The sequence below is a fragment of the Trebonia kvetii genome (assembly GCF_007827045.1).
GTDB lineage: Bacteria > Actinomycetota > Actinomycetes > Streptosporangiales > Streptosporangiaceae > Trebonia > Trebonia kvetii.
Map to the genome: position 1 here is coordinate 528,341 of NZ_RPFW01000003.1, position 21,210 is coordinate 549,550.

Genomic DNA, 21,210 nt, shown 5'->3' on the forward strand with positions numbered 1-21,210 from the left:
AACGCCACTGAAGCGCGCCTGAAACGGGCAGCGCGGCCGCACTTCCGCGTGCGGTGCTAGCGGCCGGCCAGTTCCGCCGGGTTAGCGGCGGAATAGCCAGGCAAGCGCCTGCGCGATTTCGCCGCGCCGGCGGTCGGCCTCGTGCCGCTCCGCGTCGGAGAGTTGCCGCTCGGCCTGATAGATCAGGTATCCGGGATACATCAAGAGCCTCCATGCTGGTACTTCCTGCCGTCAGTTACGGCCACGCCAAAGCATCGGCTGCCTGCCTGGAACCGCTCTGGAATGCCGCTGACGCAGAAGGCACGGGTGACCTGGGGTACAAGCCAGGAAGGCGCATGCGGGATAATCGCTTAACGTGACTCTTCCTCGTCCACGTATCGCCATCCTTGGCGGCGGTCCTGGCGGCTACGAGGCCGCTCTTGTCGCCGCGCAGCTCGGTGCCGAGGTCACCGTCGTCGACGAGGACGGCCTCGGCGGCGCCTGCGTGCTGGCGGACTGCGTACCGAGCAAGACGCTCATCGAATCCTCGTCGACCATGACCTCGCTCGGGCGCTCGGCCTCACTGGGCCTGGAGCTCGCCAGCGGCGACAACCCCGTGCTCGGGGTGGACGCGCCGGCGCTCAACGCGCGGATCAAGGCCCTGGCGGCGGCGCAGTCCAACGACATCACCGAGCACGTGACCGCGGAGGGCGTCGGGATCATTCCCGCGAGAGGCCGCCTGGCGGGCCCCCACTCGATCGAGGCCGCGGGGACGACCGTGCACGCGGACGTGATCCTGATCGCGACCGGGGCGACGCCCAGGGCACTCCCCGACGGCGTGCCCGACGGGGAACGCATCCTGACCTGCCGTCAGCTCTACGACCTGACCGAACTGCCTGAGAAACTGATCGTGGTCGGCTCGGGTGTGACCGGTGCCGAGTTCGCCGGCGCCTATCAGGCGCTCGGCTCTCAGGTGACCCTGGTCTCGTCACGCGACCGGGTGCTGCCGCACGAGGACAAGGACGCCGCCGTCGTCATCGAGAGAGTGTTCCGGCGGCGCGGCATGAACGTGCTCGGCAAGTCTCGCGCCGAGACGGTGCATCGCAAGGGCGATGGCGTGATCGTGACGCTCAGCGACGGCCGTCAGGTGATCGGTTCGCATTGCCTGCTGACTGTCGGCATGGCACCGTCCACTAGCGGGATCGGCCTGGCCGAGACGGGCGTCAAGCTGGACTCGCGCGGCTTCATCGAGGTTGACCGGGTGTCGCGGACCTCGGTGCCTGGCGTCTACGCGGCGGGCGACTGCACGGGCGTGCTGATGCTCGCCTCCGTCGCTGCCATGCAGGGGCGGATCGCGATGTGGCACGCGCTCGGTGAGGCAGTGCAGCCGATCAGGCTCAGCCATGTGGCGTCGACGATCTTCACCGACCCGGAGATCGCGTCCGTGGGAGTCTCACAGGCCGCCGTGGACCGCGGCGAGATCTCCGCGCGGGTCGCCAAGCTGCCGCTCGCCACCAACCCGCGGGCGAAGATGGGTGGCCTGCGCGACGGCTTCGTCAAGATCTTCGCCCGCCCCGGCACCGGCCTGGTGCTCGGCGGTGTGATCGTCGCCCCCCGGGCAAGCGAGCTGATCCTGCCGCTGTCGATCGCGATCGAGCAGAACCTGTCGGTTGACCAGATCGCGCACACCTTCTCGGTCTACCCCAGCCTGTCCGGATCGGTCACCGAGGCGGCCCGCACGGTCATGGAGTTCGCCCCCGACGCGATCGCCTGATCTCGCCGGGGGGGCCTTGCTACCGCGTGATTTTCAGGTTCTTTGCGGCGGACGCTGAGCCTGCGTAGGTGGCGTCGCCGCCGTAGCCGGCGGTCAGCCGGTAGCCGCCGGGCCTGAGCTGCTTAGCGGCCAGGGTGCAGCCGCCCTTGCCGTTCTTGAGCTTGATCGCGCAGATCGTGCGAGATCCCGCCTTGACGGTCACTCTTCCGCCCGGCGTGCCGCCCGTCGGGGACGTTACCTTGACGGAAAGCCGCTCGGCCCGCTCGCGGCCGAACCTGGCCCGGCCGGCCGACAGCGCGAGGCTGGTGGCCGTGACCGCCGACCTGTCGGCGGTGACGGCGTGCCTGATTCCGCCGCCCGCGGTGTAGAACCCGCCCGCGGCGCAGTCGCCGGGTGCGGCGCACGACACGGACGCGACGTCGGCGACGCCGCCGACGTTCCGCGCGGCGGTGCCAGGAAGCTCGATGGCCTTGCCCCAGGCGCCGTGCGTCTCGGCCACCGCGAATGCCCGCTGCACGCCACCGGGATCGACCGGGAAACCGCCGGCCACGCAGTTGCCCGGCGAGCCGCAGGACACCGTGTGCGCCTCGGTCGCGATCCAGGCCTGCACGGTGCCGCTGCCGCCGATTGCCTGGGCCTGCCGCCAGGTGCCGCCGACCTCGTCGTCCACGAACGCCGCGTGCTGCCCGCCGTTGTCGTCGGCGAAGCCGGCCAGGGCGCAGTCACCGGGGCGCGCGGCAGGACAGGGCGGTGACCGCCGCGTTCCTGGCGTTGAAGGCAGGCGCGCCGGGCACCGGCTGGGCCAGCCGCCAGGTGCCGCCGGCCTCGTCGGCGACGAACGCCTGCTCGCGACGGGAACTGTCGGGGAGGGTGGCGGTGTAGGTCCCGGCGACGGCGCAGTCGCCCGGTGCCGCGCAGGACACCGAGTCGACCTCGGCGCTGCCGTGGTTGATCGCGGCAAGCCCGGGGACCTCGCGCCCGGCGCTCCATCTTCCGTTCGCCTCACTGACCAGAAGCGCGTGCGAGAACGGGCCGACGGCCATGAAGGAGCCGCCGGCCACGCAGCTGCCCGTGCGGCCGCAGGAGACGGTGCCGACCATGCTGCTCGTCGCCAATTGCGCAGTGGTCGCGGGCAGTGCCGCGCCCCAGGTGCCGCCGTGCTCGGAGAGCACGACCCCCTGGGACAGCCCGGCGGCGTCCGTCACCGAACCGCCGCCGCCGCAGTTGCCCGGCGCGGTGCGGGACACCGCCTGGACCTCCGCCACGGCGGATGCCCCGGCCGATTTGGCCACTCCGCCGCGCACGTCACGCGCCGCCCCAGTGTCCGGCGGGCGGGACGTGCGCGGCGGCGGCCGCCGCGCTGGCCGCCGGGATGCCGGATGCCAGCCCAGTGCCGATGGCAGCCGTGCCGACGATGATCGCCGCCGCGAGGCTAGCCTGCCAGGTTCTCATGAACTTCCTTCCCCGTTGAGATCGGTGTTCGCCGCCGTCATCCCTCACCTGGTCACGGTGAGCGATGACGGCTTGGACGCGGAGCCGCTGTAGGTGCCGCTGCCGCGGTAGACGGCGGTGATCCGGTAGCGGCCGGGGCGCAGCTTCTTCGCGGGCAGCGTGCAGCTGCCCTTACCGCCATGCAGCGCGATTACGCAGATGATCCGCGAGCCCGCCTTGACGGCCACCTTGCCGCCAGGTGTGCCGCCGGTGCGCGACGTGACCTTGACGGAGATCCGCTCTGCCTGCTCGCGGCCGAACTTGGCCTTGGCCGCCTTCAGCCCGAGAGCGGTGGCCGTCACGGCCGAGTCGTCGGCGACAAACGAGTGCCCAAGGCCCTCGGTGTCGGTGAGGAAACCGCCGGCCGCGCAGTTGCCGGCCGGCGCGCACGAGACGGAATCGAACCCGTTGCCGCCGTCAATGCTCGTGACGCTCCCGGGAATCTCGACCGCCTTGCCCCAGGTGCCGCCGGACTCGCTGACGGCGAACAGCACGAACGCCGGGGTCACCGTCCCGGGGAGGGTGGCGGTCCCGACCGCCTGGCAGTTCCCCGCCGACGCGCAGTCGACCCGTTCCGCCGCCATCGACGGGCTGCCGGCCAGGGTGCCCGTGCCGGTGACCCGCCGCGCCGCGTGCCACGTCCCGCCGGACTCGGCGGCGGCGAATGCCTGGAGTTCGTTGCCGGCGTCGAGGTAACCCCCCACGGCGGCGCAGTTGCCTGCCGATCCGCAGGACACCCCGCCGATCGAGGTTCTCCCCGTGCTGAGGGCGGCCAGCCCGGCGACCGGCTGCGCCCTCCCCCAGACGCCGTTGACCTCAGTCGCGATGAAGGCGTGCTGCTGGGCGCCGGCGTCCAGCGCCGCCCCGGCGGTGGCACAGTCGCCTGCCGACGGGCACGACATCTGGGTCACTGCGATACCCGCACGGCGCCGAGCGCCGCGTCCGGCAGCAACGGCAGCACCTGGCCCCAGGTGCCATCCTTCTCAGTCGCGACGAACGCGTGCGTGGCACGCGTCTGGTCCGCATAGAACCCGCCGACGGCGCAGTTGCCGGGCGATGCACAGGACAATGATTCGATTGCCGCGGTTCGGCCGAGATTCCGGTCGTCCAGGCCGGGCAGACCCTGGGCCGCGCCCCAGTTGCCGCCCCGCTCGTCGCTCACGAATGGCTTCGTCACCCCGCCCATGGACACGGTGCCGGCGGCGACGCACGCGTCGCGGGTGGCGCAGGAGACCTCGCTGACCGTACTGATCGCGCCACTGCCCGCGGTTCCCGGCAGCGCGCTTGCCGCCCCCCAGCTGCCATTCGTCTCGCTGACGACGAAGGCCTGCTGTGGTGCGCCGTCCCGGCTGAAGCCCCCGCCGGCCACGCAGTCGCCGGCCGCCGGGCAGGACACCGACGCGACGGAGGAGCCCACACCGGGACCTCCCGGCATGGGCAGCGCCTTGCTCCATACGCCGCTGCGCTCGCTGATGACATAGCCGGTCCCGCTGAAGGAACCGCCGCCGCCGCAGTTGCCGGGTGACGCGCACGACAGCGAGCTCACCTCCGCGTCGCTGTCGTCGAGCGATTGCGCGGCAGCGCCTTGCACCTCCCGTACCGCTCCCCAGTGCCCGGTCGGCGCCGGCTTGACCGCGGCGGGACCACTGCCCGCCGTCGCCGCCATCGCCGTCGATGTCGGCCCGGCCGTCAGCACCATTCCCGTCGCCGCGGTCGCCAGCGCCATCGCGACGGCTCCGCTGCCTCTCCGGTAGCCCATGTCCTCCCCGCTTCCCTGGTGACCGGCCGGGACAGTAGTCGGGGCGGCCGCACCCCACGGTGGCCCGTCGCGCTGAAGCGCCACTGACGCGCCACTGAAAGGGGAGGGCGGAAGGAAAGCGGTGCCGCCGCCGCACGGGGGTTCCGGGGGTCGTCCCTCGGGCGTTTCAGGTCAGCCGGCCCGGTGGAGCTCCAGGCTTCCGCCAGGCAGGCTGACCGGGACGATGGGCAGGCTGGAGCCGTGGAAGCTGCGCAGCTTGTCGCGCACCCGCTCGGCGTCCGGGTGCTCGATCTCCTCGAAGATGCGCAGGGCGTACCGCCAGGCCTGGCGGGCGGCGGCCACGTTGCCCGCCTCGTGGTAGACGTCGCCGAGGCTGCCGAGCGTGTCTGCCTCGTTGAACCGGTCGGCGAGTTCCCTAGTCAGCTCGAGCGAGCGCACGTAGCAGGCGATGGCTCGCTGATGGCTGCGCAGGCCCTGGTAGATGAACCCGAGGCTGTGCCAGGCGCATGCCTCCGCGCCCTGGTCGTCGAATTCCTGGAGTTCGGCGAGTGCGGGCCCGCAGTACTCGAGGGCAAGCTCGTAGTCGCCGTTAAGCGCGTACAGGTAGCCGACATCATTCAGCGTGCTCGCCTGGGATCTCTTGTCGCCGGCCGCCATGTGCAGCTCGTGGGCCCGCTGTGCGTGGCCAAGCGCCAGCGTCGGGCGGTTCGCGCGCTCGTCCAGCCAGCACAGCCCGCGGTGGGCGGCCGCTTCGCTGAGCGGGTGCGTGCCAAGCCGCATGAGCAGGATGAGGGACTGACGCAGTGCGGCCCGCGCGTCGTCGTCGCGGCCCGCCCTGGCGTAGCCAAGCCCCATGGCAAGCACCGCATGCGCCTCGCCGACCGGGTCGGCTGCGCCCCTGGCCGCGTCCAGGGCCGACTGCTGCGCCTGGGCGTGGTCCTCCCAGTAGCCCTTGCGGAGCTGAAAGCTGGTCAGCATCCAGCCGAGCTGCCAGGCGGTGCCGGCCAGCCCGGCGTCGGCGGCCATCGTGACCGCGGCCACCAGGGCGGGATACTGGGCGACAAACCACTCGTCGGCGTGGCAGGCGGTGCTCAGCACCGCTGTGCTCACCGCTGGCAGCGCCGGGGACGGTGGAAAGACGTCCAGGTATGACTCGGTCAGCCTCATCGCGGCGTACGCACTGTGCAGGAAGTGGTCAAACAGCCGCCGCACCGCGAGGTCCCTGGCCTGTCGCGTGTCGTGGATCCCGGTCAGCTCCGCGGCGTAACCGCGGAGCAGGTCATGGACGGAGTACCGGCCGGGCGACTGCTCGGTGAGCAGGTGAGCGCGGCCGAGCTCGTCGAGCAGGCTCCTGGTGCGGGCGGGCGGCAGTCCGGCCAGGCTGGCGGCGGCGGCCAGCGAGATGTCGGAGCCCGGATACAGCCCGATGGCGCGGAACAGCCGGGCGGCTTGGGCGGTGAGCGCCTGTTAGGAGCAGGAGAAGACCGCGCGGATGTCGGCGCTGACCTCGCCGCCGTCGAACTTGTCGAGCGGGCTCGGAGACTCGCGCAGCTCGGCGGCGATCGCGGCGAGCCGAAAGGCTGGCCGGGCCGCGGCCCGGGCGTCCCCGAGGCGGCGGGCGAGCAGGTCGCTCGCCTCGGGGACGGTCAGCAGGTCCAGGCTGAGCTGGCGCGCCCCCGCGGCGACCAGCCCGGTCAGCTGGACGCGGCTGGTGACGACCGCGATGCTGCCAGGGCCGCCGGGAAGCAGCGGCAGGGTCTGTTCCGAATCACGCGCGTTGTCGACGATAACGAGCAGCCGGCGTCCGGCGACGACACTGCGGTAGAGGGCGGCCATCGCATCGGTGTCGTCAGGGATGCGGTGCGGCGGAACGTTGAGCGCCTGGAGGAAATCGCGCAACACCCGCCCGGGTTCGGTAGGCGGGCAGCAGGGGTCGAAACCGCGGAGGTTGACGTGCAGCTGTCCATCGGGGAAGAGGTGCCGGTGCCGATGAGCCCAGTGCAGCGCGAGCGCGGTCTTGCCGACACCGGCGGTCCCGGTGACCGCCACCGCCACCGCTCCGGCGCGGGGAGCCGCCGCGTCATCGGCGGATGGCAGCAGGTCGTCAAGGACACCGAGTGCCACGCCACGGCCTACGAAGTCCGCGGTCACCGGCGGAAGCTGCGCGGGAACCGGCAACTCGGAGGCGGCCGAGGCGGCCGACGGCACGTCGGGCGACGGCCCGTCATGGGACGGTGCGCCCAGGGACGGCCCGTCCTGGGGCGGCACGGCGTTCGGCTCCGCCGCTGACGGCAGCACGGCCGCGCCGCGCGGAAGCACGAGGTCAAGCCGCGCGTCCTGGCGCAGGATGGCCGTCTCGAGGTCGCGCAGCTCCTGGCCTGGGTCGATGCCGAGTTCGTCGGCGAGCGCGGCGCGCAGTCTCAGGTAGCAGGCAAGCGCGTCGGCCTGCCGCCCGCTTCGGTAAAGCGCGAGCATGAGGTGGCCGACCACCCGCTCGTCGAGCGGCTGGTCGGCGACCAGTTCCTCAAGATCGGGCACCAGCCGCACGTGATCGCCTGCGGCCAGCCGCGCCTCCGTCAGCGCGCGCTTGATCCGGGTGCCAAGCAGATCGAGCCGTTCCGCCTGACCTTCGAGCCAGGCGATCCCCGCGACGTCGGCGAGCGGCTGGCCGCGCCACAGCGCGAGCGCCGCACCCAAACTGGCCCGCGGCCTGCGCCGGGCTGGCGGTCGCGCTCGCGGTGCGCAGCAACCGCTCGGCGATTGACACGTCAGTGTCCACCTCGCCGGCGGCCAGCACGTAGCCGGGGCGCGTGCCGCAGATCGCGGTCTTGCTGCCGAGCACCGTCCGCAGGTGCGAGACGTGGCTCTGCAGCGTGTTGACCGCGGTCGAGGGCGCGTGCTCGCCCCACACGATGTCCGTCAGGCGGTCGGTGCTCACCATCTCGCCCGCGTGCAGTGCGAGCGTCGCGATAACCGCCTTGCGCCGCAGGCCGCTCACTGGCCGGACCGTTTCTCCGGCGACCACGTCGACTGGGCCGAGCAGCCGTACGCGCACGGTATCCCCGTCTGGCATCCCTGTCCCCCGCATCGCCCGGCACCCCGCCGACCAATAAACGTTTCAATGCGAAGAACGACATACGGACGCGGGCGGTTCAATCGATTGCGGATTTTCAGCGCGGCCATCCGACGGAATTAGCGTTTCCAGCCGGGCTATCGATCCGGATCTCGAAGTCACGGAGCCAGGCCGTGAGGCCTTCATCGCGCAGCGGCTCGAGCGGGATCTCGTACTCCCAGTGCGGCCCGCGGCCGCTCACGCGCAGGCCCCCGGCGTGCACGATGAGCGTCTTGGAGGCGGTGTTGTCGGCCGCGGTCACCGCGGTGAAGCGGGTGATGCCCGCCGCCCTGGCGCGGCCGGAAAGCAGCGCGAGCAGCTTGCCGCCAAGCCCCCGGCCCTGCCACTCATCCACGACAGTGACCGCCACCTCGGCGCTAGCCGAGTCATCCCTGCCCCTGACGTAGCGGGCCACGCCGACTCCGCGGCCGTCGCGGCTGACCGCGCCAAGCGCCTCGTGGTCATGGTGATCGACGTTCGTCAGGTAGCGCACCTCCGCCTCCGATAGGCGCAGCTTCTCGACAAAGAACCGCGACCGCCGCGACCGGGCGGTCAGCCGGGCGAAGCCGTCGCTGAGCAGCGCGGCATCCTCCGGCCGCACCGGGCGGATCGCCACCCACGACCCGTCGCGCAGGATGTATGGCTCGCCCTGCCTGATGTCCGCGGTCATCTGTGCTCCTCTCCACTAGCCCTGGTCCGCTGCCTGGCCCGGCGTCCCGGTACGCGGGACCTGTCAGCCACGGTGCAGGCCGGGCCTGAAGTGGCGTTGACGCCGCGCTTGAACGGGTCGCTTCAGCCGCGTTCCAGCCGGACATCAGCGGTGCCGGGCACGGTGAGGCGTCGCGGGGATACGCCCAGGCCAGGAGAGAGGAAGGTTCATGAGCCCTGAGGAGAAGATGCGGGCGTCGGCGGCCCGCTATGTGCGCCATGGCGAGCAGGTGCACGCGGTCATCGGTGCGCAGACGAAAAACCCCTACCTCGTTGTGCTGGTCGGGTTCTGGTACCTGCTGTTCAACCGCTACCGGATGATCGTCGTCACGTCGGAGCGAATCGCGGTGCTTGACGCGGACAAGGTCAGCTTCAAGCGGCCTCGTGCCGTGCTTTACGAACACCACAGGGACACCCAGCTGGGCCCGGCCGCGGGCAGGTTCTGGCACAAGGCCGACTTCGGCGACGAGACTCTCTATGTGCATCGTCGCTTTTTCAACGAGATCGCGAAGGCGGACCTCGCCGTGCTCGGCTAACGGCAGGCCAGGTCAGGCCCGCCCTGGCCATGCGCGCGGCACAAATGCGGTGCTCCGGGCTGCGCCCGGAGCACCGCATTTGCCGTCAGTGCGTGGGGCGGCCTAGGTCGGGATCGTCGGGAACCTCGAGGCCGTGCTGCTTGAGCCGGGCCGCGCGCACGTCGTCAGCGCTGATCGCGACCGTGCCGACGCTCGCGATCAGCGCGAGCGCGGGGACGGCGATCCGCAGCCAGGCCGGTCCAGGCAGGAACGCCAGGGCCACGCAGACCGGGATCATGACAACCATCAGCCGCCCGATGGTCCGCCCTCGCCAGCCGGCGTCCGTGAGTTCGTGCCGCACCCACTCCCGGTTCCGCGGCGGCAGCCGGAAGCCGATCGAGAACAGCAGCCATCCGGCCAGGCTCGGATCTCCAGGCAGCCGCGGCACGTTCCTCAGTCCCTCACGTCGGGGGTGATCGGCGGTCGTCCCCCTGCGACAAAACAGTACCGTGGTGATCATCCACCCCGGCGTGGCGGCGGCCGGCGGCCAGGCTCGTGCACGGCCTGCGCAGGCGTGCCCGCTGAGCGAACCAGCCGTAATGTCATCGGCGGTGACTACCGACAGAAAGCGGCTATCGTGATAGTTGCGGGGGTACGTCGGCGTCCGGCTACTTGGAGGCAGCAGGTGCCACCGCACTACTTGTTTCGCCTGGTTGCGGAGCCGCCCGCGGCCAGGGCCTGCGGTCCGGCCGCGCGGGTACTTCGGGGCGTACGGTCCAAGCCCGGACATCCGGGTGCCGCCCCGGAAGGCAACCGCAGCACTTCCTCAACCGAAGCGTGATCTCGGGTACGTAGAGTGAACATCATGACCGGTGACGCAGCCGGCCGACGCCCAATGGCGGGCTTTCAACGTCGGCCGGGCGTGCGGCATCTGTCGCTGGTGACGGATCGTTGCGGATCCGTTGCCTAATCCTCAGCCGTACAGCAATCGCAGACCGCACCCTGAGCCACTGACGCAGTCAGCGACCGAACCAGAACGGAAGGAGCCCCGTGAGCGTCCTCGCCATGCTCGCCACGGCTGGCGCCGTCGTCGGTCTGCTGCTCGGCGCCCGGCTGCACTCCGGCGCGGTGGCCCGCGGCTACCGCTGGCTGGCCGGCGCCGCTGCCTTCTGGCTCGCCGGGCTGATCGTCAGCCAGATGCTCACCGGGCCGCTGAGCTCGCAGGCCACCTCGCTGTCGCTCGCCGACGTGGCACCGCTGCTCGGCCTGGCGACCGCGGCGACCGGCATCATGGTGCTCGCCGAGGAGAAGAAACGCAACGACACCGGGTCGGTGCTGCCCGGTCTCGCCGACGGCTACGTGATGGCAGTGGCCCTGCTCGTCATTGCCTGGGTGGTCGCGTTCGGCTCGGAGTTCCACCATTCCAACGAGCGGCCTGCCACGTTCCTGCTTGACCTGCTGCACCCGCTCGCCGACCTGGCGGTGCTCGGCGCGCTGCTGCCGGTGCTCACCGCGGCGTGGCGCCGGGTTGTGGTTCCCTATATCGGGCTGATGGCGCTGGCCTTCGCGGACTCGCTCGCGGTCGGCGCCAGGTTCTCCAACGGCCATCAGGGCATACTCGAGCAGCTTGCCGTGATCGCGGTCGCCATCCTGTTCGGCGTGGCGCCCTGGGTGGAGACCATCGCGGCACGCCTCGACCTGACGCCGTGGCGCCCGGTTCCCGGCCAGTCGCGTTCCGTGGACGGCGGCTTCGCCAGCCTGCTCGGCGGGCGGCGGTCGCCGGTGACGAGCGCGGGCGCGGCCACCATCATCGCCTCGATGTGCGTCGTCATCGCCGCGTTCGTAGTGATCATCAACGGGCTCGCCAGCGCCCCCGCGTCCGGGCTCGCCCTGGTCATCGCGGGCGGCGCGGCCGTACTCGTCGTCGCGATCCGCATCCTCATGCTGGTCAGGGAGAACGGCGTCGCGATGCGGATGTGGCGGGAGGCGAGCAACAGCCTTCGCGACCTCGCCGACCGCACCGGTGACATGGTGCTGATCTGCGATCTTGACGGGACCATCGGGTACGTGAGCCCGCTGGTGACCGGCTTCAGCTACCAGGCGGACGAGCTGATCGGCAGGCCGCTCAGCGACTTCGTGCATGCCGAGGACGTCGCCGCGGCCCGGGCGGCGATCGCTCAGGTGGTCGGCCTGGCAGACGACGTGGCCCCGGGCACCGCCGCGGCGCAGCAGGACGCCGAGGCGGCCGAGCAGCCTGCCGGCGGCGGCCGCTTCTCCTGCCGGGTCCGGGCAGCCGACGGCACCTGGCGCCATGTGGAGTGCGCCGCGCTGCTGTACCGGCTGCCGGGCGAGCCCGCCAGGCTTCTGCTCAGCGTCAGGGACGTATCCGACCAGGTGGCGCTCAGGCAGCAGGTGGCGCACCTCACCTTCCACGACGGGCTCACCGGCCTGCCGAACCGCGCCTATGTCGAGGAACGCGCCAGGGAAGCGCTTGAGCAGTCGGGCGAACGGGTGGCGGGCGTCATCTTCCTCGACCTCGACGGCTTCACCGCGGTGAACGACCTCGTCGGGCACGGTGCGGGCGACCTGGTGCTCGCGCAGGCCGCCAGGCGGCTGCGCGCAGTGGTGCCCGCGCAGGACACGGTCGCCCGCTGGGGCGGCGACGAGTTCGCCGTGCTGATGGAGAACGCGGCGACCGCCAAGGACATCGGCGAGCTCGCCGAGCGGCTGGCCGGCATCATCGCGGGCGAGCCATTCCGGGTGGCCGAGCGGGACCTCGGGATGACCGCGAGCGTCGGCGTGGCGCTCGCCGACGGCAGCACGCCAGGCGTGGTACTCCGTAATGCGGACGTGGCCATGGCCAGGGCCAAGGACACCGGCGGCGGCCGGGTCGAGGTCTACGAGGCGCACATGCACGCGGACGTGGTGCGCCGCCTCGACATGGCGAGCGACCTGCAGCGTGCGATCGCCCGCGAGGAGCTTCAGCTGCAGTACCAGCCCATCGTGGAGCTCGCGACGTCCCGGGTCACCGGCGCGGAGGCGCTGATCCGCTGGCGGCGCGGCGACGAGGCGGTATCGCCGCGGGCGTTCCTCGCTGTCGCGGAGGATTCCGGGCTGATCGTCGCGCTGGGCGAGTGGGTGCTGCGCAAGGTCTGCCAGCAGGGCGCGGCATGGCGGGACGCCTCGTGGGACGTCGGTGTGTCGGTGAACATCGCGCTGCGGCAGCTCAACGCGCCGCACTTCCCCGCGCAGGTCGCCGCGGCGCTCGCGGAGAGCGGCCTGCCGCCGAGCGCGCTCACCATCGAGCTGAGCGAGCGGATGCTCGTGGAGGACGCGGGCCTGATCGCCGACCGGCTCGCCGAACTGCACGACCTTGGCGTCAAGCTGGCCATCGACGACTTCGGCACCGGCTACGCCTCGCTCGCCCACCTGCGGCAGCTGCCCGCCGACATCATCAAGATCGACCCGTCGTTCATCAGCGGGCTCGGCCAGGACCCGGTGCTGGCGATGCTCACCAAGACCATCGTGCAGGTCGGCCGCGACCTGGGCATGCAGGTGGTGGCCGAGGGGATCGAGCAACCGCGTCAGCTCGCCGAGCTGCGCGAGATGGGCTGCGGCTACGGGCAGGGCTTCCTCGTCGCCAGGCCGATGGCAGCACCAGGGGTGGAGGCGCTGATCAGGACCGGCGTCGGCGAGCAGGTGAGCAGGACGGGCTCAGCGCCGGACGTGAACGGAACAGCCAAGCCGGGCGTTCCCGCCGCCTGACTTCTCAGGGTGCACCCGCCGCCTGAATGTTCAAATAGTGAGATATCCCGGGCATCTGTGCGGCGCTCCGCGCCGCACACCGGGGGGTACGGGGGGTCGTCCCCCCGGAAGATAGCCGGGTGGTGCGCCCGATACGATGGCGATTTCTGCCATCGGGCGCACCACCCGGCCATCGGGCGCACGACCGGGGTCTCGAATAATGAGACAGTGAGCGCGATAATTTGACGTAGTGCCGGCTTGTGGGGGAGGGTGGAACCCGTGAAGCGGAACCTCATTCTCGTACTTGGCTGGCGCGCAGCGATCTGACCAGTCCAGTTTCTGCGCGCGCCCCTCGACTGCCGACCGGCACGAGGGGTTTTTTAATGCCCCAGGGAGACAAGTCCCACCCGCGCACATCGTGACAAGGAAGCCACCCGATGACCGAGCAGAGCAGCCCAGTTCCTTCGAAGGCGCACGCTCCGTCCCCGCTGGACATCCCGGCGCGGACGGCCGGCGCGAAGCCCGTGCCCACCCGGCCGGCCACAGTGCAGTCTGGCACTGGCCCGGCCGCCGCAGGGGCCGTCCAGGCCGGCTCCGCCCAGGCGGGGGCCGCGCAGCCATCTGCGGCCGCATCGCGCCCGCAGCACCCGGCCGCCGCTCCGGTCCGAGTCACCGGGGCCCAGGCCCTGGTGCTTGCCCTTGAGCAGGTCGGGGTCGACGTGGTGTTCGGCATTCCAGGCGGCGCAGTCCTGCCCGCCTACGACCCGCTGCTCGACTCCGAGCAGATCCGGCACATCCTGGTCCGCCACGAGCAGGGCGCGGGCCACGCCGCCACCGGATACGCCCAGGCCACCGGGCGGACCGGGGTCTGCATGGCGACGAGCGGCCCGGGGGCGACCAACCTCGTCACGCCGCTCGCCGACGCCTACATGGACTCGGTTCCCGTGGTCGCGATCACCGGGCAGGTCTCCACCAACCTGATAGGCACCGACGGGTTCCAGGAGGCGGACATCTCCGGGATCACCTACCCGATCACCAAGCACAACTTCCTTGTCACCAAGCCGGAAGATATTGCCCGCACCATCGGCGAGGCCTTCCACCTGGCCTCCACCGGCCGCCCCGGCCCGGTCCTGGTGGACATCGCCAAGGACGCCATGCAGGCGACCACCGAGTTCACCTGGCCGGTGCCGTTCGACCTGCCCGGCTACCACCCGGTCACCAGGCCGCACTCGCGGCAGGTTCGCGAGGCCGCCCGGATGATCGCCGACGCCAAGCGCCCCGTGCTCTACGTCGGCGGTGGCGTGATCAAGGCCGACGCCTCAGCCGAACTGCTCGAGCTGGCCGAGCTGACCGGCGCTCCGGTGGTCACCACGCTGATGGCGCGCGGCGCGTTCCCGGACAGCCATCCGCTGCACCTCGGCATGCCTGGCATGCACGGCACGGTCGCCGCGGTGGGCGCGCTGCAGCGGTCCGACCTGCTCATCGCGCTCGGCGCCAGGTTCGACGACCGGGTCACCGGCAAGCTCGACTCCTTCGCGCCCGACGCGCTGATCGTGCACGCGGACATCGACCCGGCGGAGATCTCCAAGAACCGGCGCGCCGACGTCCCGATCGTCGGCGACTGCAAGGAGGTCATCGCCGAGCTGATCGCCGCCGTCAGCACCGACCATCAGCACGGCCGCAAGGGCGATTACGGCGACTGGTGGGCGCAGTTGCGGCAGTGGCGCGACAAGTATCCCCTCGGCTATGTCGAGTTCGACGACGGCAGCCTGGCGCCGCAGTACGTGATCGAGCGGATCGGCAAGATCGCCGGTCCCGAGGCCATCTACCTGGCCGGCGTCGGCCAGCACCAGATGTGGGCGGCCCAGTTCATCGGCTACGAGAACCCGCGGACCTGGATCAACTCCGGCGGCGCCGGCACCATGGGCTTCGCGGTCCCGGCCGCGATGGGCGCCAAGGTCGGCAGCCCGGAATCGACCGTGTGGGCCATCGACGGCGACGGCTGCTTCCAGATGACCAACCAGGAGCTAGCCACCTGCGCGATCGAGGGCATCCCGATCAAGATCGCGATCATCAACAACGGCAACCTCGGCATGGTCCGCCAGTGGCAGACGCTGTTCTACAACCAGCGCTACTCCAACACCAACCTTGGCGACAAGAAGACCGAGCTGGAGGGCACCCGTATCCCCGACTTCGTGAAGCTGGCCGAGGCCTACGGGTGCATAGGCTTGCGCTGCGAGAAGAAGGAAGACGTCGACGCGGTCATCGAGCAGGCGATGGCCATCAACGACCAGCCGGTCGTGATCGACTTCATCGTGCACAAGGACGCCATGGTCTGGCCCATGGTCGCGGCGGGCACGAGCAACGACGACATCAAGTTCGCCCGCGACATGGCGCCCGACTGGGAAGCGATGGACTGACAACAATGAGCGAGCAGCACACCCTCTCCGTCCTGGTGGAGAACAAGCCCGGTGTCCTGGTCAGGATCGCCGGACTGTTCTCCAGGCGCGGGTTCAACATCGAGTCACTCGCGGTCGGCCCGACCGAGCACGAGGAGATCTCCCGTATGACGATCGTGGTGAACTGCGAGGAGCACCCGCTCGAGCAGGTCACCAAGCAGCTCAACAAGCTGATCAACGTGCTCAAGATCGTCGAGCTCGAGCCGTCGCAGGCGGTGCAGCGCGAGCTCATGCTGATCAAGGTCCGCGCCGACACGGACAGCAGGTCCAAGGTGCTCGAGACGGTCGAACTGTTCCGTGCTCGCGTGGTCGACGTGGCGCTTGACGCCGTGACGATCGAGGCGACTGGGAGCCATGACAAGCTAGAGGCACTGGTCCGGGTCCTTGAGCCGTTCGGCATCAAGGAGCTGGTCAAGTCCGGCACGATCGCGGTCGGCCGCGGTGGCAGGTCCATCACGGACCGCACGCTGCGCCCTCTTGAGCGCTCCGCCTAACAAACGACAAACCCAACGAAAGGGCCATTTCAGTGGCAGAGATCTTCTACGACCACGATGCCGACCTCTCGCTCATCCAGGGGAGGCACGTTGCCGTCCTCGGATACGGCAGCCAGGGGCACGCGCACGCGCTTTCGCTGCGTGACTCCGGCGTCGATGTGCGGGTCGGCCTTCAGCCGGGGTCGAAGAGCCGCGAGAAGGCCGAGAGCGACGGCCTGCGCGTCCTCACGCCCGCCGAGGCATGCGAGGAAGCCGACCTGGTGATGGTGCTGATCCCGGACCACCTGCAGCGCCAGGTGTACGCCGAGGCGATCGCGCCGTCGCTGGTCGAGGGTGATGCGCTGTTCTTCGCGCACGGCCTGAACATCCGGTACGGCCTGATCCAGCCGCCGGCCGACGTGGACGTGGTCATGGTCGCGCCGAAGGGCCCAGGCCACCTCGTCCGCCGCCAGTTCAACGAGGGCCGCGGCGTGCCTGCCCTGGTCGCCGTCGAGCAGGATGCCTCGGGCAACGCGCTCGCGCTTGGCCTGTCCTACGCCAAGGGCATCGGCGCCACCCGGGCCGGCGTGCTCAAGACCACGTTCAAGGAGGAGACGGAGACCGACCTGTTCGGCGAGCAGGCGGTGCTCTGCGGCGGTGTCTCCGAACTGATCAAGGCCGGGTTTGACACCCTCGTCGAGGCCGGCTACCAGCCGGAGGCCGCGTACTTCGAGTGCCTGCACGAGATGAAGCTGATCGTCGACCTGATGTACGAGGGCGGAATCTCCAAGATGTACTGGTCGGTCTCCGACACGGCCGAGTTCGGCGGCTACACCCGCGGCCCGCGCCTGATCAACGACCAGACCCGCGCCGAGATGAAGAAGATCCTCGGCGAGATCCAGGACGGCACCTTCACCCGCGAGCTCGTCGATGAGTTCGACGCCGGCCAGCCCAACTTCGCCAAGCGCCGCGAGGCCGAGCAGGCCGAGCAGATCGAGCAGGTCGGCGCCAAGCTGCGGCCGCTGATGAGCTGGCTCTCGGACAGCGAGGACTAGGGTTCCCTATGGGAAAGACAGTCAAGCTAGCCGTCATCGGCGGCGACGGCATCGGACCCGAGGTCACGGCCGAGGCGCTCAAGGTACTGCGGGCGGCGACTCCCGAGGTCACCTGGGACACCACGGACTACGACCTTGGCGCGCGGCGCTACCACGCGACGGGGGAGACGCTTCCCGACACGGTTCTCGAGGAGATCCGCGGGCACGACGCGATCCTGCTCGGCGCGGTCGGCGACCCGTCGGTGCCGAGCGGCGTGCTCGAGCGCGGGCTGCTGCTCCGGCTCCGCTTCGAGCTCGACCACTACGTCAACCTGCGGCCCGTCCGCCTGTACCCGGGTGTCGCCTCGCCGCTGGCGAAGGGGACGCCGGAGACGATCGACATGGTGGTCGTCCGGGAGGGCACCGAGGGTCCGTACACCGGGGCGGGCGGCGTGATGCGCCGGGGCACGCCGCAGGAGATCGCCACCCAGGAGTCCTACAACACCTACTTCGGCGTGGAGCGGGTCGCCCGCTACGCGTTCGAGCAGGCGGCTAACCGGCCGCGCCGCAAGCTGACGCTGGTGCACAAGAACAACGTGCTCACCTACGCCGGCGACCTGTGGGTGCGCACGGTGAACGGGCTGGCGCCGGAGTTCCCCTCGGTGACGGTGGAGTACCAGCACGTGGACGCGGCGTCGATGTTCTTCGTGACACAGCCGGAGCGGTTCGATGTCATCGTGACCGACAACCTGTTCGGCGACATCATCACCGACCTCGGTGCGGCGATCGCCGGCGGCATCGGGCTCGCGGCGAGCGGCAACATTAACCCCGCGGGGACGTTCCCGTCGATGTTCGAGCCGGTGCACGGCAGCGCGCCGGACATCGCGGGCCAGTCCAAGGCCGACCCGACCGCGGCGATCCTGTCCGCGGCGCTGCTCCTCTCGCACCTCGGCTACACCGCCGAGGCGGGACAGATCGAGCAGGCGGTCGCGGACGACGTGAGCGAGCGCGGGGGGCGTTCCGCGCGGACCACGGGCGAGATCGGCGACGACGTCGCCAAGCGAGTAGCCGGATAGGCCCGCCCCGAGCGTGAGCCAAAGCGCGCAGCGCGGCGGCGAGCGCGCCAAGCACAGCGCAGGCGGCGCGGCCTTCCGGCAGGAACCCGCGCCGCCCGCGCTAGACGCGCAGCCATGCGCTGCCCGCGTGGCGGGGACCCGGGTGGCTTTCTTTTGGCCCGCTCCGGCAGCGTCGACTTGGCGGGGCGGACGTTTATCCGCGATATTCGAGTAGCGCTCTGAAAGGACCTGATCCGCGATGACCGAAAGCCTCGCCCACGAGATCGACTTCGAGATCCACCCCTCCCAGACGCCGGTGCCGGCCGCGGAACGCGCCCGGATACTGGAAGCGCCGGGGTTCGGTCAGGTCTTCACCGATCACATGATCACGCTGCGCTGGACCGAACAGCGCGGCTGGCACGACGGCAAGCTGGAGCCGTACGGCCCGTTCACCCTCGACCCCGCGACGGCGGTCTTCCATTACGGCCAGGAGCTCTTCGAGGGCCTGAAGGCCTACCGCCAGGATTCTGGCTCGATCGTGATGTTCCGCCCGCGGGCCAACGCCGCCCGCTTCAACGCGGGCTGCCGCCGGATGGCGATGCCCGAGCTACCCGAGGAGACGTTCATCCGGGCCCTGGAACTGCTCGTCACCCAGGACAGGGAGTGGATTCCCGACGGTGAGGGCAACAGCCTCTACCTGCGTCCCTTCATGATCGCTACGGCCCGGGGCCTCGGCGTTAACCACCCGTCGTCCGAGTACATGTTCTGCGCGATCGCTTCGCCCGCCGCCTCGTATTTCGGCGCGGGCAAGACCGTCAAGGTCTGGCTGTCCGAGGACTACACCAGGGCCGCCCCCGGCGGCACCGGCGCGGTCAAGTGCGGCGGCAACTACGCCGCGGCGTTCGTCGCGCAGCAGCAGGCTGTTGACAAGGGCTGTGACCAAGTGGTCTGGCTGGACGCCGCCGAGCACGAGTGGGTCGAGGAAATGGGCGGCATGAACCTGTACTTCGTGTACGGTTCAGGCGACTCCGCAAGGGTTTTGACCCCGGCCCTGTCCGGCTCGCTCCTTCCCGGCATCACCCGGGACTCCCTCCTCAGGCTCGCCCCCACGCTCGGCATCCCCGCCGAGGAGGGACGCCTCTCCGTCACCGCCTGGCGCGACGCCTGCGCGGCAGGGGAACTGACCGAGGTCTTCGCCTGCGGCACCGCCGCCGTGATCACGCCCGTCGGGGCCGTTGACGGCGCCTCCGGCGGCTGGACCATCGGCGACGGCACACCTGGTGCGGTCACCCAGCGCCTCAAGTCCGAGCTGATCGGTATCCAGTACGGCCACCAGCCGGACCCGTTCGGCTGGGTCTACAAGGTCGCCTAGCAGGGCTACCGCCGTAAACCATCGGCGGGGCGGGCCACAGGGGAAGATTTCCCGCGGCGCTCCTTCGGAAGGCCGCGAGGGAATCTCACGGCCCGCCCACCCCTAGAACTAGGGCGAGGATCCCGAATTGCCGCTGAGACATACCGGTAATTAAGGGCTTTTCGGGCATGCGATCCAGCATGATCGTGGAAACTTTTCTCGTGATGGAGACAAAGACCCCGATTCGGGGCAAAAGTTTCCATCAAAATCGTAATTTCCATGATCTTTTCTCGCTCGTCGCTCAGTCCTGCTGCGCTTGTGTAACAGCCGTCAGCGTCGCCCCCAATGCAGGTCACGTGTCTCACGCGTTCAGAGACCGATTCCTGTCTATCCAGGTCTGCCTGGTCGGCGCGCCCTGGACGGGCGCGGTCCCCCGCCAGGCAGACGTGCCCCAAGACATCGCTACGGCGTTCTCTTGACGGCCCTGTTTCGAGTCTCGCAGCACCCATTCAGGCTCGAAACGCCTCACTAGCCCCAGACGCCTCGTGGAGATGGCATTCACTCCGGCCGCCGGTTAGCTCCGGCCCCGCCCGACCATCCCAGGTTGTCCACACGATTGCCTACGCTGTGTAACCGGTGAAGCGGTCCCGGGCGAGGCTGGGGAGAGGGGTTGCTCGGGCGGTTGGGGAGAAATCATGGGGATCTGGGCTGGGCGGAAAGTCCGGTGTGGCCGGGGTTTGCGGACGACGCGAGGTGTCGTTACCATTCCGTTACCAAATTTCTGATCACGTAAAGCAACCATGGAGGCACTCTCTGGCGTCCTTACATATGACTGAGGCTCGCTTGGGGGGTTGCGGCCCAGTCAACGTGAGAGCCGGGCCTCATCTCGGGGGAGGCCCGGACTTCAGGACCGGCTCCGACCCTGCCGGTCGGCCCCTGCGGGCGCGTTTCGGCCACCGCCAGCGCCTGCGGGGGCCATCTCCTGTTCTGGGCCGTTGTTCGCCTCAAGACCGCCGCGACCCCCGCGTCCCCCGGGCGGGTCTCGGTCGCGGAGCGGCAGGTCTCTGTCGCCCGAGCGACTACGCGCGGGAGCGCTTCCAGCTGCGGGGAATCCCTGTTGGCAGACCTCTGTTGTAGGCAGTAACCTCGTAGGTGGCGGTAACGCCCCGCGTGGCCGTCTACAACTCAACAGGGGGATGAACGGTTTCGACTTCGGTGGTTAATCCAGGGGAAGCGAGCCGAGGGTGGCGGACGTAACCTCGTAAAAATGCGACCGCAAACCACAAGTGCCAACTCAAATAGCACTGTCAAGGTCCCCAGGACCGCTCTCGCTCTTGCTGCCTAAGCAAGTCTGAGGGTTTGACTGTCAGCCCGGGAGCGCCTTCGGCCCGGAATCTGGCATCAACTAGAAGGCTCAACTAGCCAGCCCGGTCACGGGGCAGGCTAGGAAATCAAACAGTGACTGAGCCCGTCGGCGTCTTGCCTGCGTGATCGCCGGGGCTGAGAAAAACACAGCAGGCTGCGCTCGGAGAAGACTTGGAAAGGTCCCGAAGGACCCGGGTTCGATTCCCGGCATCTCCAAGACAGCTCAGTTTTTGAAAACTGAGCTGTGTTGGTAGTCCCTGTTGCAGGACGCGCCGACGGCTTAGCCGCTCGGCGCGTTCTGTTTGTCTGCCTCGGTGTTTGTGTCGCAGGTCAGGACCGATAGCCGCTGGGGCGGCGTCCCTGTCGCACAGCGGGCGGAACGGGTAGAGTC

The 21,210-nt window shown here is 70.0% G+C and carries 18 protein-coding genes, 1 other RNA gene and 1 pseudogene; 9 read left to right on the forward strand and 11 right to left on the reverse strand.

What is annotated here, in order from left to right:
• Positions 1–81: 81 nt before the first annotated feature.
• Entirely contained in the window at positions 82–204 is a 123-nt protein-coding gene (locus tag EAS64_RS46750; protein WP_281283277.1) for a hypothetical protein, read from the reverse strand.
• Positions 205–355: 151 nt separating this feature from the next.
• Here EAS64_RS46750 and EAS64_RS17245 point away from each other — a divergent pair, with 151 nt between their 5' ends.
• Positions 356–1,753 (forward strand): NAD(P)H-quinone dehydrogenase, encoded by a 1,398-nt coding sequence (locus EAS64_RS17245; RefSeq protein ID WP_145854013.1) that lies wholly within the window; start codon positions 356–358, stop codon positions 1,751–1,753.
• 19 nt (positions 1,754–1,772) lie between these two features.
• On the opposite strand, the gene EAS64_RS17250 is transcribed toward EAS64_RS17245, so the two are convergent.
• The 9 genes and pseudogenes from EAS64_RS17250 to EAS64_RS17285 form a co-directional block, all read right to left on the reverse strand.
• Positions 1,773–2,423, reverse strand: coding sequence for an Ig-like domain-containing protein (locus tag EAS64_RS17250; protein ID WP_145854014.1), 651 nt, complete (start codon positions 2,421–2,423; stop codon positions 1,773–1,775).
• 52 nt (positions 2,424–2,475) lie between these two features.
• Positions 2,476–3,018 carry a hypothetical protein gene (locus EAS64_RS17255; RefSeq protein ID WP_145854015.1) on the reverse strand — a complete coding sequence of 181 codons (543 nt, stop codon included), beginning with the start codon at positions 3,016–3,018 and terminating at the stop codon, positions 2,476–2,478.
• Between the two features lie 40 nt (positions 3,019–3,058).
• Complete coding sequence (locus tag EAS64_RS43645; protein WP_187365979.1) at positions 3,059–3,205, reverse strand: hypothetical protein; 147 nt, start codon at positions 3,203–3,205, stop codon at positions 3,059–3,061.
• A 44-nt stretch (positions 3,206–3,249) separates the two neighbouring features.
• The gene (locus EAS64_RS17260) at positions 3,250–4,146 is read right to left on the reverse strand and encodes an Ig-like domain-containing protein (protein WP_246115768.1); all 897 of its coding nucleotides are present in this window, start codon (positions 4,144–4,146) and stop codon (positions 3,250–3,252) included.
• A gap of 5 nt (positions 4,147–4,151) precedes the next feature.
• Positions 4,152–5,003 carry a hypothetical protein gene (locus EAS64_RS17265; RefSeq protein ID WP_145854017.1) on the reverse strand — a complete coding sequence of 284 codons (852 nt, stop codon included), beginning with the start codon at positions 5,001–5,003 and terminating at the stop codon, positions 4,152–4,154.
• Between the two features lie 171 nt (positions 5,004–5,174).
• On the reverse strand, positions 5,175–6,215 hold the full coding sequence (locus tag EAS64_RS17270) for a tetratricopeptide repeat protein (RefSeq protein WP_145854018.1): 1,041 nt from the start codon (positions 6,213–6,215) through the stop codon (positions 5,175–5,177).
• Positions 6,216–6,470: 255 nt separating this feature from the next.
• Positions 6,471–7,700 carry an AfsR/SARP family transcriptional regulator gene (locus EAS64_RS17275; RefSeq protein WP_187365980.1) on the reverse strand — a complete coding sequence of 410 codons (1,230 nt, stop codon included), beginning with the start codon at positions 7,698–7,700 and terminating at the stop codon, positions 6,471–6,473.
• 142 nt (positions 7,701–7,842) lie between these two features.
• Positions 7,843–8,091: pseudogene (locus EAS64_RS46755) on the reverse strand (AfsR/SARP family transcriptional regulator); the annotation flags it as partial.
• An 82-nt stretch (positions 8,092–8,173) separates the two neighbouring features.
• Positions 8,174–8,785, reverse strand: a complete 612-nt coding sequence (locus tag EAS64_RS17285; protein ID WP_145854021.1) for a GNAT family N-acetyltransferase — start codon at positions 8,783–8,785, stop codon at positions 8,174–8,176.
• A 208-nt stretch (positions 8,786–8,993) separates the two neighbouring features.
• Between EAS64_RS17285 and EAS64_RS17290 the strand changes: the two genes are divergently transcribed.
• Positions 8,994–9,359, forward strand: a complete 366-nt coding sequence (locus EAS64_RS17290) for a hypothetical protein (protein ID WP_145854022.1) — start codon at positions 8,994–8,996, stop codon at positions 9,357–9,359.
• Between the two features lie 85 nt (positions 9,360–9,444).
• Here the strand turns inward: EAS64_RS17290 and EAS64_RS17295 are convergent, their stop codons facing one another.
• Positions 9,445–9,786, reverse strand: coding sequence for a DUF5313 family protein (locus EAS64_RS17295; protein ID WP_145854023.1), 342 nt, complete (start codon positions 9,784–9,786; stop codon positions 9,445–9,447).
• Positions 9,787–10,388: 602 nt separating this feature from the next.
• On the opposite strand from EAS64_RS17295, the gene EAS64_RS17300 reads away from it, so the two are divergent.
• The 7 genes from EAS64_RS17300 to ssrA all read left to right on the forward strand — a co-directional run bounded on the left by EAS64_RS17300 (position 10,389) and on the right by ssrA (position 21,036).
• Positions 10,389–13,103: a putative bifunctional diguanylate cyclase/phosphodiesterase gene (locus EAS64_RS17300; RefSeq protein ID WP_145854024.1), complete on the forward strand. Its 2,715-nt coding sequence runs from the start codon at positions 10,389–10,391 to the stop codon at positions 13,101–13,103.
• Positions 13,104–13,519: 416 nt separating this feature from the next.
• Positions 13,520–15,502 (forward strand): acetolactate synthase large subunit, encoded by a 1,983-nt coding sequence (locus EAS64_RS17305; RefSeq protein ID WP_145854025.1) that lies wholly within the window; start codon positions 13,520–13,522, stop codon positions 15,500–15,502.
• Between the two features lie 5 nt (positions 15,503–15,507).
• The gene (gene ilvN / locus EAS64_RS17310; protein ID WP_145854026.1) at positions 15,508–16,035 is read left to right on the forward strand and encodes an acetolactate synthase small subunit; all 528 of its coding nucleotides are present in this window, start codon (positions 15,508–15,510) and stop codon (positions 16,033–16,035) included.
• A gap of 41 nt (positions 16,036–16,076) precedes the next feature.
• Positions 16,077–17,069 carry a ketol-acid reductoisomerase gene (gene ilvC, locus EAS64_RS17315; RefSeq protein ID WP_145854849.1) on the forward strand — a complete coding sequence of 331 codons (993 nt, stop codon included), beginning with the start codon at positions 16,077–16,079 and terminating at the stop codon, positions 17,067–17,069.
• A gap of 8 nt (positions 17,070–17,077) precedes the next feature.
• On the forward strand, positions 17,078–18,124 hold the full coding sequence (locus EAS64_RS17320; RefSeq protein WP_145854027.1) for a 3-isopropylmalate dehydrogenase: 1,047 nt from the start codon (positions 17,078–17,080) through the stop codon (positions 18,122–18,124).
• A 238-nt stretch (positions 18,125–18,362) separates the two neighbouring features.
• Positions 18,363–19,475: a branched-chain amino acid aminotransferase gene (locus EAS64_RS17325; protein ID WP_145854028.1), complete on the forward strand. Its 1,113-nt coding sequence runs from the start codon at positions 18,363–18,365 to the stop codon at positions 19,473–19,475.
• A gap of 1,171 nt (positions 19,476–20,646) precedes the next feature.
• Positions 20,647–21,036: a transfer-messenger RNA gene (ssrA, locus tag EAS64_RS17330) on the forward strand.
• Positions 21,037–21,210 lie beyond the last annotated feature (174 nt).